Raw genomic sequence first — 16,525 nt, 5'->3', positions numbered from 1 at the left:
TACAATAGAATATTGAAAAAAAGCCCTTTTTCGCCCAAAACCCAACATTCTAATGTATGAAATACAATAGAATCTCATTTTAAGGTCAGCTATGCGTTTTCTATTGCAGAAAATACAATTAGCTACTTGAATTTAAGAGGAAAAGTCGGTAAAGGGGCAGGATAAGACTACTATTAGTTCGATGTTCATTCTCACAGGTTTAAAACAGGTACATGACTACTCTGCTGAACATACTCCAGGAACCTTCTGGAGGCGGGGGACAGATAATGGTCCTTGCGCCATTGCAGACCAACCTCCCATTCCCAACCCGGTTCCTGGATGGGAATCCAGACCAGACCGTCAAGCATCAGTCCCAGCGTCTGCGGAAGCACGGAGACGCCGAGCCCGGCTTTGATGAAGCCGGCCACAGTAATCAGATCCTCAGCATAATAGGTTGAGGACAGCTCAAAATTAGTATTTTGGAAGAGGGAGGTGATGGTGTGCTTGAGTCCGCAATTCGTCTTCAGTCCTACAAACGGCTCACCCGACAGCTCGAACAGACTCAGCGAGGAACGCGCTGCGAACCGGTGGGAACTGGAGACCACAATATAAATCGGTAATCTGCGAAACACCATCCATTCCTTATTCTCCGCCGTAGTCTCTTTGGATGTAATCAGCATATCTGAGGTCCCGTTATCCAGCGCTTCGTCAATGTCCCCGTGATTCCCCTGATACAGATCGAACCGCACCTTCGGATGGTCTGACTGATAGTCTCTGATGAGCGATGGGATCAGGTCCACCCCAAGAATATTCAGATAAGACAGATGAACGGTTCCGCTCTCCGCATTGGACGACTCCTCAATCTCCCGCACCCCATTCCTGATATTGCGCAGCGCTTCTTCGACCCGTGAACTGAACATAACCCCATAGCGGTTCAACTGGACATTGCGGCCCTTACGCTCAAATAAAGGAACCCCCAGCTCACTTTCCAGTTTGGAAATGGCATGGCTCAGGGCAGGCTGCGTAATTCGCAGCGCTTTGGATGCAGAGGTCATATGTTCAAGCCGGGCTACGGTCAGAAAATACTCCAATTGTGTAAGCTCCATGCAGACAGCCTCCTTATATATTACTATTATTAATGAATTTAATGAAAATAATAAATTAAACGCTCATATTAATCAAGTCTAATATATACATATAGACCTCAGGGCGGCTCGCTTCCAGCCTAACCTGAGGAATCCTTAATGAAAAGAGGCTGTAACGATGGCTATAACTTATGCAAGCCCGCTGACAGAATACGAAGGTAAAAGAATCCTGGTAACAGGCGGGACCAAGGGAATGGGACAGGCAATCGCTGCCCGGTTCACAGCGGCAGGAGCTGAAGTTATGACTACTGCCCGGACACTTCCGAAGGAGGGGCCCGCTTCGGATTTGTTCGTCCAGGCCGATCTGTCCACTCCTGAAGGCGTGGAGCGAGTCATTGCAGCAGTCAAGGCCCGGTTCGGGCGGCTCGACATTCTGGTGAATAACGCTGGCGGCAGCTCAACACCAGCTGGAGGATTTCTCGCAGCATCCGATGAACACTGGATGGATGCGCTGAATCTGAACCTGCTGGCAGCTGTGCGGCTGGACCGGGGACTGATTCCGCTCATGCTGCAGCAGGGCAAGGGAGTCGTCATCCACATCTCTTCCATTCAAAGAGTGCTGCCGCTGATCGAATCGACCATCCCTTATGCAGCCGCCAAAGCGGCGTTAAGCAGTTACAGCAAGAGCTTATCTAAGGAATTCTCTCCGAAGGGCATCCGGGTGAACCGGGTCGCGCCGGGCTTCATTCAAACCGAAGCAACCGGGGACTTCTTGAATAGTATCGCCGAGGTGACTGGCAGTGTGGAAAGTGCGCTGCAATCGGTGATGGACGCGCTGGGCGGCATACCCATCGGACGCCCCGGCTTCCCTGAGGAGGTGGGCGAGCTGGTGGCCTTCCTCGCTTCCGACCGCGCAGCATCCATAACGGGTGCCGAGTACGTGATTGACGGTGGAACCGTACCTACGGTGTAAGGTGAAGCGTAACCCTCGCCGGCAATTGTTGCTTAAGTAATCCTCTCCCTAATAGAACAGTCGGTTCAGCCATTTATTGGCTGTACAGCTGTTCTTTTTGTATTGTTCAGTCTATTATTTTCTTGAAAATGTTGAGTATTATTGGAACTGTAAGAAGGTTTACAAACGAAAAGCAAAAAGAAGCGGAGGGGAAATTTGGAACTGGAGGAGCGGTAGCGACCGCCTGAAAGCTTTCCGCCGGAAAGCTCGCATCGTAAGCATATGCTTGGTTTGGATTTCAACCGCGCACAGCGGTCTAATAGAAGAAATCTGGAGTCAACAGCGGCCGGAAGTCCAAATGTTCACCGCAGCGACGACCAAGCTTTAAGTTGTAATGTCAGTACTAATAATTCTTTATCTTTTCTTTAGATTTGGTTTAGACTGGATTAAGAATGGCAGGCTATAGTTACAAAGAGCGCGGCTTGCATGACAAGATAGAGGGGGATTCACCATGTATACCATTCTCATAGCCGATGATGAATCGGAGATTGTTGAGCTTCTGCAGCTGTATCTGGAGAAGGAATATAACATATTGACGGCAGAGAACGGAATCGAGGCCTTGAAGCTGATGCAGAATAACAAGATTGATCTGGCGATACTGGATATTATGATGCCGGGGATGGACGGGCTGCAGCTGCTGAAGCGGATTCGGGAGCATGAGCATTTCCCGGTACTGTTCCTGTCCGCCAAGAGCCAGTATCATGACAAAATCCTGGGGCTGGAGCTTGGAGCGGATGACTATATCGCTAAGCCGTTTAATCCGCTGGAGATTGTGGCGCGTGCCGGGGCCATGCTGCGGCGGGTGCATCAGTTCGATGCCAAGGCAGCGGAAGAGGAGAAGCCGAGTGAGCAGATTGTGCTCGGCAGGCTGACGCTGGACCGGAGCACCTGTCAGGTTGAGGTGGCCGGGGAGGCCGTCGCTCTGACTTCTACCGAATATAAAATTCTGGAGCTGCTGATGCAGCAGCCGGGCCGTGTGTTTACACGCAAGAAGATATATGAGACTGTCTGGGAAGATTTCTATGTCTACGAGGACAACAGCATTATGGTGCACATCAGCAACATCCGCGACAAGATCGAACGAGATTCCAAGAGACCGGAATACCTGAAGACGATCAGGGGATTGGGGTACAAAATTGAAGCACCCATGGAAAAGTAGAGATAACCGCCCGCTGCAGACGTCGCTGACCATCGACTTCCTGCTGTTCAACTGTATGCTGCTTATGCTGGTGTTAGTGGTCTATCTATTCGTCCAAAAGGATATTGCCCAGGTCATCCGGGAGCAAATGAAGCCTGACCCCAATCTCTCTGTGGAGGCCGGAACGTACCGGGAGGAACTGGGCCAAGGGCCGGAGAGTGAGCGTCTGCTGAAGAGCGGTGGCTGGCTGGAGCTGCTGGATTCCGGCAAGCGGGTGATTCAGGTCATTGGTGAGAAGCAGGATGATATTCAAGCTTATGACGAGGACATGCTGTATCTGGGACTGGAGAACCGTAGCGACCAGCCTTTTTACTATTCTATTACGAGTGTTACGGAGCAGGATAGCGGGGCAGCCTGGATGTTGCTTAAGATTCCCCGCGATGTAATCAATATCTCCATTAACAACGAGTTTCTGGTCTCCTATCTGAATCATTCGGTGTTCTTTTATGTATTCCTGGTCAGCGGTTTGATTCTGCTGCTGATTTTTGTGTACAGCTATTGGGTCTCCAGACGGATCAAGAAGCCGCTGCGGGTGCTGAATCTGGGCTTGAACCGTATGATGGAAGGGCATTACAACACGCGGATTGCCCTGTATGCAGAGACCGAGTTCCTGCGGATCGGCCACAGCTTCAACTATATGGCTGATGTGATTGAGAAGACGACTGAGGAGAAGCGTCTGGCCGAGAAAAGCAAGCAGCGGCTGATGGTCGATCTGTCGCATGACCTGAAGACCCCGATTACCAGCATCCAGGGGTATGCGCAGGCGTTGATCGAAGGACGGGTTACCGACCCGGAACGGCAGACGAAATATTTGAATTACATCTACGCCAAGTCTGTGCAGGTCACGAAGCTCATTACGCATATGCTGGATCTGCTTAAGCTGGACTCCCCGGATTTCATCCTGCGGATAGAGCGGCTAGAGCTGGGCGATCATCTGCGGGAGATGATTGCCGACACCTACGGCGAGTTTGAGCAAAAAGACTTCGAGCTTCACCTGCAGGTGCCCGAAGAAGAGGTCTATGCCCGTTATGATCCCGAGCTGTTCGCCAGTGTCATTAATAATCTGATCGGCAATGCGCTGGCCTATAATCCCGAAGGGACGCGCATCCGGGTATCCGTGATTCCCGAGGAGACGCAGATAAGGATCGAGATTGCAGACAATGGCGTCGGCATTCCGAGGGAGCTGTGGTCTACGATCTTTGATCCGTTTGTGCGGGGAGATGAGGCGCGGACGACGGCCAGCGGAGGAACCGGACTGGGCTTGTCCATCGCCAAGAAGAACGTGGAGAAGATGGAGGGTTCACTGCTGCTGGAGAGCAGGGAAGGAGAGCCGACGGTGTTTGTGATCCGTATCCCGAAATAGAGGAAATAATTAACTTCTTGTCGAATGTACTGATCTGGAAGATTCCGGCACCTTGCCGGGACACCTAACTTACATCGGGGGAAGGAATTAGAACATCTATGAAAAAACTTGCATTACTGCTCACCACTCTGCTGCTTGCGCTCGGACTGGTCTATCCGGGTGGCGCTGGACAGGCAGCGGCCGCAGCCGCACCGGCGTACACGGAGATTGCTACGTTTGTCGAAGGCAACCTGCTTATTTCGCCAGTCAAATCTGTACTTGTGAATGGCTCTGCCTATGTACCGGTTAAGCTGGCCGGGCAGATTCCGGGTTTCACTGTGGCTTCAGATGCTACTGGCGTAACTATCACAGGCAGTAAAGGAAGCACCAAGCTGAACAAGGATAACTCTATTTTGTACAAAAGCTCCAATTACGTAGCCTTCAAAACCCTGCTGAAGCTCGGAGCGATCGACGGCAAATATGCCTCCAGTGCCATAGCGTTGTTCGTCTGGAGTACAGAGGATGGTAAGAATAAGAGCAACAGTATGCTCTACGCGATCAGCAAGCTGCCTGGAACGATGGGGACTGCGCTAGGTAAAAAGGTATACTTATATGGACATCCGGGAAGCCACTGGGTGAAAAGTGTACAGTACGTTGATGACAACAATCAGAACTTTGTGATGCAAAATGAGGCCGGAACCGAATGGGTCCTGGATTTGAATGATTTTGTGGACAATACCATGTATTATAGTGAGAATATCGATTATCTGAAGTATTACTATAATGGACAAACGGTGTGGACCCGGAACGCCAAGATTAGTGATAGTCCGTTCAAAAACTTTGAAAAAACGACCATCGCTAACTTCCGCTCCAATCCTGTAAACGGGAATTTAGAGATGATCATCCGCCGGGCCAACGGACAGGAGATTCCGGTGGAGATTGATCCAACTGCGGGTGATTATGGTGATTACGTCGAAGACATCTTATATTTCAAGAATCCGCAAACGACCTTCAAGATCAGCGATAAAATGTGGTCAGCCATCCGTGAAGAGCGGGCGGTCAGCGGCATGACGATCACAGAGCTCCTGCTCTCCTGGGGAGATCCGGACAAGGTTTATGATGGGTATGTAGTGTACGGCGACCAATACGTCTATTTCATCAATGATAAGGTCTTCTCTATAGTTAATCTGTAATTAAGCGTGGACGAGGGGCTTTCCGTCAGCGGGCTTGCTTAAGGAATTCATGGAATTCCTTAGACAGGCCCGTTTTCTTTTGCTTGGACAAGTTAGCGGGTGCAACTCTTCCAGGTTTTGAGCTTCGGGGATTTCATGTATAATGAATGCACTGGAACCAGCTATTCTTTTACACTATAGGAGGACATTATGCAACTCATTCAACCCCAGGCCATTCAGACCCGAATCGACGATTTCGTCTCTGAGGATCTATATATCCATCTTGAGCTCACGACAGGAGCTTATGCCAGTCATATCGACAGCACCCGTCCGCCAGGCTCGGCGTTCATCAGCAATGCGGTGATCCGTTACACGAACGGTTCCATCTCAGGAACAGGACCTTACCGGGTTGGGCTCAAGACTGAGAAGGGCTGGATCTATGCCGAGGGACTTACCCATGTAGATGAGCACGATACGGAGCGGCTGATTCTGGCCGGTCACGACAGTCAGGGCAAGCTGATTGTGGCGTTGCAGCTCAGCCGGAGCCCTTTTTAAACCAATTGGAGGAACAACTAGAGTGAATAATAAATCTATGGACCATGCTAGAATCCTGGTGGCGCTTCCCCATCCCGACGACGAGGCGTACTTCTTATCCGGGACACTGGCGATGTATATCGCAGCAGGTGCAGAGGTGACCTATGCCTGTCTGACGCTCGGAGAGATGGGCCGGAACATGGGGGTTCCGCTCCTTGCGAACCGCACGACCCTGCCGGCCATCCGCCAAGCGGAGCTTGAGGCTTCCTGTAAGGCCATTGGGATTCAAGACCTGAGAATGCTGGGCTTCCATGATAAAATGATCGAGTTCGAAGACCCGGCGCTCCTGGACCACCGGATTGAATCGCTCGTGAAGGAGCTGGCACCGTCGCTGGTAATTACGTTCTACCCCGGATATAGCGTACATCCCGATCATGATGCTACGGGTGCTGCGGTAATTCGAACCATTGCCAGGCTGCCCGCTGCGGAACGTCCGGTTGTACATAGTGTAGCCTTCTCGAACGGCCATCAGCAGCGGATTGGAGCAGCCGATGTAGTCATCGATGTGACTCCTTTTATCACGGTCAAAATCAACTCCATTCTGGCCCACCGCACCCAGTTCCAGCCGGAGAAAGTGCTTGGCGGCCTTAAACCCACCGATCCGGCCATCTGCGGCAAGTACGGTACGGAACGCTTTTGGACCTACCGGTTCCCGGAATGCAAGGAACAACCGGAGGAAGCGGCATTGTGCAGCAATTAAGAATGGAGGCGTAGAAATGACAGAAGAGCGGGTATATATTCGCTTCCCCGAGCCTGAAGATGCCGCTGAGCTGATGGGGATGTACTTGCGTAACCGTGAGTTTTTTGAAGAGCATTCGCCTGACATTAGTGAGGACTTCTACACCGTAGAGTATCAGCGCGAGCGGATTGCGCAGTATGAAGAGGAGCGGGCGGCGGACGAGAGATACGACTTCCTGGTTATTCACAAGGCTGACCGGCGGATCATCGGCAGTGTCAGTCTGTCTTTTGTGGTGCGAGGACCGCTGCAGAGCTGTATGATCGGGTACAGTCTGGACAAGGATTATAATGGTAAGGGTTATATGACGGAGGCGGTGAAGCAGGTCGTGCGCTATGCCTTCGAGGAGCTGAAGTTCCACCGGATTACAGGGGAAGCTTCACCGGATAATCCCGGTTCTATCCATGTACTGGAGAATGCAGGCTTCCATAAGGAAGGCATTGCCCGGCTGAATGTGAAGATCCGCGGCGTGTGGAAGGACCACCAGATTCTCGCAATCATCAACCCGGCGGATATTAGTTAACGGAGTTAACGCACGGATTATTATATAGATTGAACTAAAAATTTTAGTTAGAGGAGAAGTGGCGGAGGGGAATTTTGGAACTGGAGGAGCGGTAGCGTCCGCCTGAAAGCTTTCCGTAGGAAAGCTCGCATCGTAAGCATCAGCAGTATGCGGATTTCAACCGTTAAAAACGGGATAAATTAAGAAATCTGCAGAAGGGCAGCGGCCGGAGGTCCAAAACATCTCTGGAGTCACGGCTAATCCTAAAACCTGAAAATCAATAGTTCAATTTATTAGCTTAAATATTAACATTGTGGAGGATCACCGATGAGCCAGCGTTTACGAATTACCCGTTCCATGCAGGAAGAGAATGCAGAGCAGGCACTAACCCTGGAGGAATGCAAGCAATATTTTTCCGATAAATCCGGCTTCAGTTATTCACAGGTCTACACTGTGCAAGGTGCAGAGAGCACGATGTCGATCCAAGGGGATTTTTTCATGTGGAGTCATGAGGGTGCGGAGTACCCGTTCCGGCTGTACATGGGCGAGCTGTACGTGGCCTTGTCCATGGAGGCGATTGTGCCTGTGATTCTTGAGATCGCCACGGACCTGCGGGCCGATGTGGTGGAGGGATAGGCTGAGTAAAGTTTGGGTTAAGCTGTTTTTTATACAATATATACGCCCCCCCGGATGTTATAGTGATCCAGTGAATATGAGGATCGGGGGAACCAGAGTGAATACATCTCAGAGCAGGGTACAAGAGCTTCATGCGATGCTAACCCGCTTTATAGAGAATGGACCGTTTACCGGACTACAGGTGGGGATCGTTAGTGATGGTGAGGTGCTTTTTACAGGAGAGTATGGCAGCGCTAATGTGGCTACAGGTGAGCCTGTGGTTAGCAGCACTCTTTTTCACCAGGCATCCGTCTCCAAGACCTTCGTAGTTACGGCTGTGATGCAATTGGCGGAGCGTGGGCAGGTAGAGCTGGACTCACCTTTAATGACCTATCTTCCGTATTTCAAAATGAACGACGAACGCTATCATCAGATTACGGTGAGACAATTGTTGAATCATACCTCCGGGATGCCGGATGAGGACGATTATGGCTGGGACCGGCCTGAATATGATGAAGGAAGTCTTGAACGGTATGTCAGAGGCATCCGCCGCCATGGCTTAATGAGTGATCCGGGTACTCATTTTGCTTACAGTAACATCGGTTATGAGATCCTAGGGGATCTGATTGCCAAGGTTAGCGGCCTCAGCTTCGAGGAGTATATGCGGCAGCATCTTCTGGAGCCTGCTGGAATGAGCACGAGTTCATTTTTGAAAATGGAGGTTGAACAGGTGCTGGCTGCGCCCCATGTACTGAGGAACTCTAGAGGGTACGGACCCTATGTAAGCGAAGTGTTCCCTTACCATAGAGCGCATGCTCCCAGCTCCACATTGTATACGAATGCACAGGAGATGTGCCAATATATGCTGATGCACCTCGGGCAGGGGCAGGCTCCAGACAGATATAATGCCCTACAGTCCGGCAGCTATGAACAGATGTGGAGTCCTACTATGGCTACAGGCTGGGGGCCGGAGCATGAAGATGTGGGTCTGGGCTGGTTCCTGGGCCGCTATAATGGCTCCCGGATGCTCTCGCATTCCGGCTGGGATACCGGATTCCTTAGCGAATTGGTCTTGCTGCCGGATGATAATCTCGGCATCTCTGTCATGACCAACTGTGACCATGTGTGGCTGGGCAGTGTCACCCGTCCTATTCTGGATCTGCTGCTGGGCATGGAGGTCCGCCAGCTTAAGCAGTCGCTGGTACATCATCTTGCCAAGACCGTTGCCACCAGCGGCGCAGGGGAGGCCATTAACGAATACCAGCGTATACGTCGCTCAGAGCAGGATACGTATTATGAGGCGGATTTTGAATTTATGCGGATTGCTGATACCTTAAGTTATAGCGGTCACCGGGAGGAAGCAATACGTATTCTTACCTGCGCTGCTGCTATATACCCGGACAGTGAAGCCGTTGCCGGCAAGCTGCAGCAGCTTCAGGACGAAGCCTAGATTTCCGAGCGGGTAAGACCCGTCTTCCAAGCACTCCCTAGCGGTCATCAAGACTGTGAAGGGAGTTTTTGGGCTCTAGAGAACGCCGCCGGGACATGAATACCAGACATAGAGCTATCCCGGTAAGGATCATCCCCAGCACCTGGAAGCCTCTGAAGCTGAACGGATTGCCTATAACGATTCCGATCAGCAGCGAGGACAGGATGGTTCCGAAATATCTGGACGTACTGAATAAGCCGGAGGTAACCCCGATTAGCTCTTTCGGTGAATTGTTGAACAAAGCCGCTTGCATGGCGACATTATTCAGCCCGTTGCTGATACCGAAGGCCGCCAGAGCCAGCAGGATACTGATGACAGGCGATGCCGGATTCAAGAATACGATCCATACCGACCCGATGGCCATTAGGATGGCCGATACGGTCTGCGCGGGCCGGGGCCCGGAGGTATCGATCCATCTTCCGGCCAGCGGAGAAACGGCGAGTGAGCTTAGACCCAGGCTTAACATCAGCAGTCCTGTGTGGAATTCACTAACCTGACGAACGAGCTGCAAATAAGAAGGCAGACCGAAGAAGACGGAATAGAATAGAAGATTAACCAGTATGAATTCTACATTGACCCGGATCAGCCCGGGAGAACTGGCGAAGGTCCGCAGAGGAATGAAGGGCATTGCTGTTCTTAACTCATGCCTTACGAAGATCATAAGCAGGATGAGCCCGGACAGTCCGATGACGATATTGAATAGGGAGACATGACCGGAGGACTTGGCGGAGAGCAGCTGTGCAAGCACAGCCACGAGCCCCGTGGTGAACAGCAGAATTCCAGGCACATCTATCCGGTTCATCCATTGCCTTAGGGACAGCTTGGTTACTATATCTGCTGACGGCTTGTCTTGCGGGATGGTTCTCCAGGCTAACAGGAAGCTGGCCGTTACAAACGGAAGGTTAATATAGAAGATGGAAGACCAGCCCCACACATGGACGAGCACCCCGCCGATAAAAGGTCCTACCGCCGCTGCTCCCGATGTGAACATGGACAGCACCGACAGCGCAGAGGCTTGCTTGTCTGTAATATTCATCCGGATGATCGCCATCCCGACCGCGACCACCATACTGGTTCCAATAGACTGGAGAACCCGCAGAATGATAAGGCCCCCGAAGCCCGGAGACAAAGGCGTGAGCAGGGAGGCTGCGAAGACGATCACCAGTCCCGCCAGAAAAATTCTCCGGCGGCCGAAAATATCGCTCGCTCTGCCCATAACAGGCTGGGCAATAGCACTGCCGATATAGAATGAGAAAATAATCCAGGACACAACGGTAAACTCAAGCTTGAACGCTTGTTGCAGCCTGGGGATCGCCACAGCCACCATCGAAGAGTTAAGCGGGTTAAGCATCATCCCCAGCCCAACAGATATCATTAACCACCAATTCCGTGCATTCATTGTTATTCCCCCTCAAGTACTGTACAGTTATCGTACAGGATAAGAGTTATTTACTCCAACGCATTTCATGGTATGATTCCATAGACTTGAAGGAATGAATGGAGGCGGATATGGAGCTTCTTCAATTGCAGTATTTCATCACGGTTGCCCGCCTGGAGCATATGACCGAGGCTGCACACAGGCTGCATGTGACTCAATCCTCACTGAGCAAAACCATTCAACGGCTGGAGGAGGATCTCGGAGTTCCATTGTTTGACCGGAGCGGGAGGAAGCTGCGGCTTAGCGAGCCGGGGCGCAGATTTCTGCAGCGTGCGGAGAAGGCGCTGTTTGAATTGGAACAGGGGAGGCAGGAGCTTAGGGACCTGTCCAGCCTTGTGTCCAGCACCCTTGAATTAGCGGTGACCACCGCGAGTACCTTGCCCGGTATCCTCCGGGAGTTTCGGCTCAAGCTGCCGGACATCCATTTTCACGTACAAATGCTGCCCATGCAGGAGATGATTTCCCTTCTTCAGAGGGGAGAAGTTGATTTCTGCTTGTCCTCTCCTCCGGTCAGGGGGGAAGAGCTGGAATGTCAGGTGGTCTGTAACGATCACATTCACCTTGCCGTTCCAGCCGGCCACCCTCTGGCAGACCGTAAGAGCCTGAGCTTGATAGAGCTTAAGGATGAGTGGTTTGTGGGTGTCAAACAAGGTTACGGGATACGTGATTTAGTGGATTCAGTCTGCCAGGCTTCAGGATTCCTGCCACGCTATGTATATGAGGGAGACGAACCGGCCCGCTTGATTGATCTGGTGGAAGCCGGAATCGGCTTAGCCTTCATACCGGGTACGGCGAGGAATGCGCGGGATCATATTCGTCTGATTCCGCTGGAAGACGAGGGGCTGGTCAGGGAAATCGCCTTGTTGTGGCATAAGAACCGCTATATTTCGCAGGCGGGCCAGATTTTCCGTGAGGTTGTTATTGAGTATTTCGCTAAGCTATAATGTCACCGGGAGGAATGAACCTATGAACGATACACAGACTACAGAACATAAGCGCATACTGGTGGTGTTCCCGCATCCTGACGATGAGGCTTTTGGAGCGGCTGGCACGATTGCGAAGTATATTGAACAAGGTGCCGAAGTAACCTATGCCTGCCTGACGCTAGGCGAGATGGGACGCAATATGGGGATTCCGCCGTTCGCCAACCGGGTGACGCTGCCGGAGATCCGCAAGGAAGAGCTGCGGGCGTCCTGCCGGGCTATCGGCATACAAGACTTAAGAATGCTGGGCTTCCACGATAAAATGATTGAATTCGAGGATCAGCAGCTGCTGGATCAGACACTGCTGGCGCTGATCCATGAGCTGGCTCCTACGCTTGTGATTACCTTCTATCCCGGTTACAGCGTACACCCGGATCACGATGCTACAGGAGCGGCGGTTATCCGGGCAGTCCGGCAGATGCCGCCTGCAAAGCGTCCGGTGGTTCACTGTGGTGCATTCGCCATCGGCCATGAGAAGCACATCGGCTTCCCGGATGTGCATGTCGATGTCACCGCATTCCTGGACAAGAAGATGACCGCTATCCAGGCACACCGTTCGCAATTCCAGGCGGCGGAGCTTGTCGGCAATCAGGTGCTGACGGCCGAGGAGATTCAGCTCCGCTTCGGACAGGAAGTCTTCTGGACCTACCCCATGAACACACAACACTAAGAGAAGGCAGGAATACCTTATGAATCCTATGAATCAGAAAGACAGAATGCTCGCAGGCTTGCCTTATAAAGCATGGCTGGACGGATTAACCGAAGAACGGACGGCCGCCAGGCTGCTGGTTCATCAGCTGAATTCGCTCTCTCCCGACGCCCATGAGGAGAGAGACGGGCTGATCCGTAAGCTTTTGGGTGCAACGGGGGAGCTTGTGCATATTGAGACTCCCTTCCGCTGCGATTATGGATCGAATATCACTGTAGGGAATAATTTCTATGCTAATTTCAACTGTACGATTCTCGATGTAGGCAAGGTGGTCATTGGCGAGAATGTCATGTTCGCTCCGAATGTATCACTCTATACAGCAGGCCATCCCGTCCATCCCGATTCCCGGAATTCAGGCTATGAATACGGGATTGCCATCACCATCGGCAACAATGTGTGGATCGGCGGCAATGTTATTGTGAATCCGGGCGTGACCATCGGGAACAATGTAGTCATTGGGGCCGGAAGCGTAGTGACTAAGGATATCCCTGATAATGTGATCGCCGTAGGCAGTCCGTGCCGGATTATCCGTGAGATCACGGAAGAAGACCGGAAATATTACTATAAGGATCGGGAATTTGACGTTACGGACTATATGTAGAACGGGTTAGGCCGTCCTTAAGGGAGAGGATTTATTTCAAATCAGCACATAGGTGGCTCTCAGCGGCCCGTGTACCCCGACCACCAGCTTCATTTCAATATCCGCGGAATTGGAGGGACCGGAGATGAAATTAATCGATGAACCCACCGGTTCTCCTGCCTGAATTCTCCGGTTGAGAGCTGCGGCGGCATTCGTGGAGCGAAGCACCAGCTTCTCTCGTTCAATCACCGCTATATAATGGGCAGGAAGGAAATGAAGCGACCGTCCCTGATCGGGGCGGCTCTCCACCACAACCGTTCCAGACTCTGCCAGTGCACAGTCGGCGAAGACTATGGCTGTATTCGACGATTCAGCACGCCTGATATTCTCCGCCCGTCCCGCCGCTTTCTCCCATACAGCAGCATCCGGGAAGGTAAGCCCGTATTCCCTGAACCGGGGATCACCGGAAGTCATCACGTTCCCGCTGCCATTAGCCTCTATCAGATCATCTAACGTTCTCTGCAGCAGCTCCCGCGTCGTTTCAATCACCTGAGTATGGATGAAGAAGCATTGCTCTTTAAGCATCTCTACAAGATCATCTTGAGTAAGCGGACCGTAGCTGTCAGGAATGAACTCATGGACCGCAGGACGCCGGACCTCTGACTTCCGTGCCCGTCCCAGCTTGGCAGCAATGGTATTCAGAAAAGCTTCCTTATTCGTGTTTCTGTTCGCGCTCGTGTTCGGGGTTGCTGTCATTGCTCCGAGCCTCCTTTGCGCTTCTCCAGCCATGCCCGGAAGCTGTCCTGCTGCTTGACGGGCTGTTTCAAGTCGCGTGAATGAATCCACCCCTGAATGATAGCCGGTCCCCGTACAATGCGCCCGTGCTTGCTCATGATGCGGCTGGCCGAATGGGCGAGTCTGAGCGTTTTGCCGAACAGGGCGGGGGAGGAGAGCAGCTTAGCGGCGGCCTTCATCTGGAATCGGTCAGCAGCTCCGGTTCTCTTCTGCTTCACAATATTCTGGCGGTGCATAATAAGCTGCTCATGCAGCGGGATTTTTACCGGACATACATCTGTACACGCCCCGCAGAGGCTGGAGGCATACGGCAGCTCCTTATAGTCGTCATAACCGCCAAGCAGCGGCGTAATGACCGCACCAATCGGACCCGGGTAGATGGAACCGTAAGCATGCCCGCCGATATGGCGGTAGACCGGACAGACATTCAGGCAGGCACCGCAGCGGATACACTGCAAGGCTTCGCCAAATTCACTTCCCAGAATATCCGAGCGGCCGTTATCGACGACCACCAGATGGAATTCCTCCGGTCCGTCGGTCTCTCCCGCCGCTGAGGGACCCATGACCGTGATATAGCTGGTCAGCTTCTGGCCGACAGCACTGCGGCAAAGCAGATTATCCAGGATCTCCATTTCCTCAATCGTCGGGACAATCCGTTCCATGCCCATCACTGCGATATGCGTTTTGGGAATAGCGGCGGTGAGGTCACCATTCCCTTCATTTGTGACGAGATTAATTGCGCCCAGGTTGGCGATGGCGAAATTACAGCCCGTAATCCCGACCTCCGCATCCAGGAACTTCTGGCGCAGGACGGTACGGGCGAACCCGGCCAGCTTCTCCGGCGTCTTATCGCCGGTGTATCCGAGCTTCTCTGCGAAGACGCGCCTGATCTGCTCCCGGTCTTTATGTAGCGCGGGGGCTACGATATGGGAGGGAGGGTCCCAGTCATCCATCTGCAGAATGTACTCTCCGAGATCCGTCTCAATCAGCTCACAGCCGGCTTCAAGCAGCACGTGGTTGAGCTCAATCTCCTCAGTAACCATGGACTTGGATTTGACGACCCGGGTCGCCTGCTTGCGGGCAATGACATCCCGTATATAACTGCTGGCCTCTTCCTTGGTTGCGGCAAAATAGATATGTCCGCCCTGCCGCTCCACATTATCCGCAAGCTGCTCCAGATAAAAGTCCAGGTTCGCCAGCGTATGCTGACGGATCAGCTGGCCGGCCTTCCGCCACTGCTCCCAATCCCCCAGCGCGGTAGCGGCTGTCAGCCGTCTAGTCTTAAGGCTGTCCTGTGCCGACCCCACGGCACTGCGCATGAAGGAATCCCCAAGGCCCTCCGCGGTCCGTTCGCTGAAGCTACGTGAATCTGTTTGCAGGCTCAAGTCAGTTTCCCCCTTTATGATTGGCAGGCATATGCTGGTTGAGCACCTCTGCAATATGCATGACGCGTACAGGTTCACCCTTGCGGGACAGGCGCCCTCCGATGTTCATCAGGCAGCCCATATCTGCACTGATCAGGATATCCGCTCCGGTATCCAGCACACAGCTGCATTTCTCATCGGCCATCTGCCCGGAGATTTCAGGCATCTTCACCGCAAAAGTGCCGCCGAACCCGCAGCAGTTGTCGCTGTTCTTGAGCGGCTCAAGCTTCAGTCCCTTTACCTGCTCCAGCAGCTGGAAGGGTGTTTCCTTCTCGCCCAGCAGTCTGGTCATGTGGCAGGAGCGGTGGTAGGTGGCCGTTCCTTCGAGCGAGGCACCGACATCGGTGACCCCCAGCACTTTCACAATGAACTGGGTGAGTTCATATGATTTTTCTTTTAGCGCAACCGCTTTCAATTCCCACTCCGGGTCCCCGCTGAAGATCTTCGGATATTCATGAAACATAGCAATGCAGGAGCCGGACGGACCTACGACATAATCCGAAGCCTCGAAGGCCAGCATCATGTTCTGCATAGCAAGCTTAGATTCTTGCAGATAACCGCTGTTGTAAGTAGGCTGGCCGCAGCACACCTGTGAAGCGGGGTAATCAATCTCGCAGCCGAGCCGCTCCAGGACCTCTACCATGGCAATACCGGCATCCGGAGCCATAAGATCTACCAGGCAAGTGGAAAAAATACTGACTCGCACTCCCATCCCTCCCATCAATGAAAACTTATACTCACAGCTTAACTCAACAAGTCAATGAAAAACAACACAAAAACAAATAAAAAATGTGAAACTTATTGACAATAAATATTGATAGCGTTTACACTATGGATGGGTAATTGGAGAAATGGAATAATCTACAATGGAA

Annotated in this window: 17 protein-coding genes; 12 read left to right on the top strand and 5 right to left on the bottom strand. The window is 52.3% G+C overall.

Features of this window, described 5'->3' with window-relative positions:
* Positions 1-191 precede the first annotated feature (191 nt).
* Entirely contained in the window at positions 192-1,085 is an 894-nt protein-coding gene (locus NST04_RS20745) for a LysR family transcriptional regulator (protein WP_341185938.1), read from the bottom strand.
* 157 nt (positions 1,086-1,242) lie between these two features.
* Here NST04_RS20745 and NST04_RS20740 point away from each other — a divergent pair, with 157 nt between their 5' ends.
* The 9 genes from NST04_RS20740 (at position 1,243) to NST04_RS20700 (ending at position 9,685) form a co-directional block, all read left to right on the top strand.
* On the top strand, positions 1,243-2,037 hold the full coding sequence (locus NST04_RS20740; RefSeq protein ID WP_341185937.1) for an SDR family oxidoreductase: 795 nt from the start codon (positions 1,243-1,245) through the stop codon (positions 2,035-2,037).
* Between the two features lie 490 nt (positions 2,038-2,527).
* Positions 2,528-3,235 carry a response regulator transcription factor gene (locus NST04_RS20735; RefSeq protein ID WP_341185936.1) on the top strand — a complete coding sequence of 236 codons (708 nt, stop codon included), beginning with the start codon at positions 2,528-2,530 and terminating at the stop codon, positions 3,233-3,235.
* Positions 3,213-4,637 carry a sensor histidine kinase gene (locus NST04_RS20730; protein ID WP_341185935.1) on the top strand — a complete coding sequence of 475 codons (1,425 nt, stop codon included), beginning with the start codon at positions 3,213-3,215 and terminating at the stop codon, positions 4,635-4,637. The genes NST04_RS20735 and NST04_RS20730 overlap by 23 nt, the downstream gene beginning before the upstream one ends.
* Before the next feature lie 98 nt (positions 4,638-4,735).
* Entirely contained in the window at positions 4,736-5,809 is a 1,074-nt protein-coding gene (locus NST04_RS20725) for a hypothetical protein (RefSeq protein WP_341185934.1), read from the top strand.
* A 189-nt stretch (positions 5,810-5,998) separates the two neighbouring features.
* The gene (locus NST04_RS20720) at positions 5,999-6,343 is read left to right on the top strand and encodes a YojF family protein (protein ID WP_341185933.1); all 345 of its coding nucleotides are present in this window, start codon (positions 5,999-6,001) and stop codon (positions 6,341-6,343) included.
* A gap of 37 nt (positions 6,344-6,380) precedes the next feature.
* Positions 6,381-7,082, top strand: a complete 702-nt coding sequence (gene bshB2, locus NST04_RS20715; RefSeq protein ID WP_341186809.1) for a bacillithiol biosynthesis deacetylase BshB2 — start codon at positions 6,381-6,383, stop codon at positions 7,080-7,082.
* A gap of 16 nt (positions 7,083-7,098) precedes the next feature.
* Positions 7,099-7,641 carry a GNAT family N-acetyltransferase gene (locus NST04_RS20710; RefSeq protein ID WP_341185932.1) on the top strand — a complete coding sequence of 181 codons (543 nt, stop codon included), beginning with the start codon at positions 7,099-7,101 and terminating at the stop codon, positions 7,639-7,641.
* 306 nt (positions 7,642-7,947) lie between these two features.
* Positions 7,948-8,256 carry a hypothetical protein gene (locus tag NST04_RS20705; RefSeq protein WP_341185931.1) on the top strand — a complete coding sequence of 103 codons (309 nt, stop codon included), beginning with the start codon at positions 7,948-7,950 and terminating at the stop codon, positions 8,254-8,256.
* 97 nt (positions 8,257-8,353) lie between these two features.
* A complete protein-coding gene (locus NST04_RS20700) occupies positions 8,354-9,685 on the top strand; it encodes a serine hydrolase domain-containing protein (RefSeq protein ID WP_341185930.1) in 1,332 nt (443 codons plus the stop codon).
* 37 nt (positions 9,686-9,722) lie between these two features.
* Here NST04_RS20700 and NST04_RS20695 read toward each other — a convergent pair whose 3' ends face one another.
* Positions 9,723-11,123, bottom strand: coding sequence for an MFS transporter (locus NST04_RS20695; protein WP_341185929.1), 1,401 nt, complete (start codon positions 11,121-11,123; stop codon positions 9,723-9,725).
* 110 nt (positions 11,124-11,233) lie between these two features.
* Here NST04_RS20695 and NST04_RS20690 point away from each other — a divergent pair, with 110 nt between their 5' ends.
* Genes NST04_RS20690 through NST04_RS20680 form a run of 3 tightly spaced genes read left to right on the top strand, consistent with a single transcriptional unit; the run spans position 11,234 to position 13,455 of the window.
* Positions 11,234-12,106: a LysR family transcriptional regulator gene (locus tag NST04_RS20690; protein ID WP_341185928.1), complete on the top strand. Its 873-nt coding sequence runs from the start codon at positions 11,234-11,236 to the stop codon at positions 12,104-12,106.
* Positions 12,107-12,128: 22 nt separating this feature from the next.
* Entirely contained in the window at positions 12,129-12,815 is a 687-nt protein-coding gene (gene bshB2 / locus NST04_RS20685; protein WP_341185927.1) for a bacillithiol biosynthesis deacetylase BshB2, read from the top strand.
* Positions 12,816-12,843: 28 nt separating this feature from the next.
* On the top strand, positions 12,844-13,455 hold the full coding sequence (locus tag NST04_RS20680) for a sugar O-acetyltransferase (protein ID WP_341185926.1): 612 nt from the start codon (positions 12,844-12,846) through the stop codon (positions 13,453-13,455).
* A gap of 36 nt (positions 13,456-13,491) precedes the next feature.
* Here NST04_RS20680 and NST04_RS20675 read toward each other — a convergent pair whose 3' ends face one another.
* From NST04_RS20675 to NST04_RS20665, 3 genes are all read right to left on the bottom strand, one after another.
* A complete protein-coding gene (locus NST04_RS20675) occupies positions 13,492-14,190 on the bottom strand; it encodes a LutC/YkgG family protein (protein WP_341185925.1) in 699 nt (232 codons plus the stop codon).
* Positions 14,187-15,548, bottom strand: a complete 1,362-nt coding sequence (locus tag NST04_RS20670; protein ID WP_445667948.1) for a LutB/LldF family L-lactate oxidation iron-sulfur protein — start codon at positions 15,546-15,548, stop codon at positions 14,187-14,189. Before NST04_RS20670 ends, NST04_RS20675 begins: the two co-directional genes overlap by 4 nt.
* 67 nt (positions 15,549-15,615) lie before the next feature.
* Positions 15,616-16,359 carry a (Fe-S)-binding protein gene (locus NST04_RS20665; RefSeq protein ID WP_341185923.1) on the bottom strand — a complete coding sequence of 248 codons (744 nt, stop codon included), beginning with the start codon at positions 16,357-16,359 and terminating at the stop codon, positions 15,616-15,618.
* Positions 16,360-16,525 lie beyond the last annotated feature (166 nt).

It is taken from the genome of Paenibacillus sp. FSL H7-0756 (assembly GCF_038006765.1).
Classification (GTDB): Bacteria; Bacillota; Bacilli; order Paenibacillales; family Paenibacillaceae; genus Paenibacillus_AQ.
The sequence above is the reverse complement of the archived record's forward strand: the minus strand, read 5'-3'. Positions and strand labels throughout refer to the sequence as shown.

Coding starts and splice junctions, on each gene's coding strand:
- bshB2 (WP_341186809.1), top strand. CDS start 6,381: ATGGACCATGCTAGAATCCTGGTGGCGCTTCCCCATCCCGACGACGAG.
- NST04_RS20675 (WP_341185925.1), bottom strand. CDS start 14,190: ATGACAGCAACCCCGAACACGAGCGCGAACAGAAACACGAATAAGGAA.
- NST04_RS20690 (WP_341185928.1), top strand. CDS start 11,234: ATGGAGCTTCTTCAATTGCAGTATTTCATCACGGTTGCCCGCCTGGAG.
- NST04_RS20745 (WP_341185938.1), bottom strand. CDS start 1,085: ATGGAGCTTACACAATTGGAGTATTTTCTGACCGTAGCCCGGCTTGAA.
- NST04_RS20710 (WP_341185932.1), top strand. CDS start 7,099: ATGACAGAAGAGCGGGTATATATTCGCTTCCCCGAGCCTGAAGATGCC.
- NST04_RS20680 (WP_341185926.1), top strand. CDS start 12,844: ATGAATCAGAAAGACAGAATGCTCGCAGGCTTGCCTTATAAAGCATGG.
- NST04_RS20705 (WP_341185931.1), top strand. CDS start 7,948: ATGAGCCAGCGTTTACGAATTACCCGTTCCATGCAGGAAGAGAATGCA.
- NST04_RS20695 (WP_341185929.1), bottom strand. CDS start 11,123: ATGAATGCACGGAATTGGTGGTTAATGATATCTGTTGGGCTGGGGATG.
- NST04_RS20735 (WP_341185936.1), top strand. CDS start 2,528: ATGTATACCATTCTCATAGCCGATGATGAATCGGAGATTGTTGAGCTT.
- NST04_RS20720 (WP_341185933.1), top strand. CDS start 5,999: ATGCAACTCATTCAACCCCAGGCCATTCAGACCCGAATCGACGATTTC.
- NST04_RS20740 (WP_341185937.1), top strand. CDS start 1,243: ATGGCTATAACTTATGCAAGCCCGCTGACAGAATACGAAGGTAAAAGA.
- NST04_RS20670 (WP_445667948.1), bottom strand. CDS start 15,548: ATGCGCAGTGCCGTGGGGTCGGCACAGGACAGCCTTAAGACTAGACGG.
- NST04_RS20725 (WP_341185934.1), top strand. CDS start 4,736: ATGAAAAAACTTGCATTACTGCTCACCACTCTGCTGCTTGCGCTCGGA.
- bshB2 (WP_341185927.1), top strand. CDS start 12,129: ATGAACGATACACAGACTACAGAACATAAGCGCATACTGGTGGTGTTC.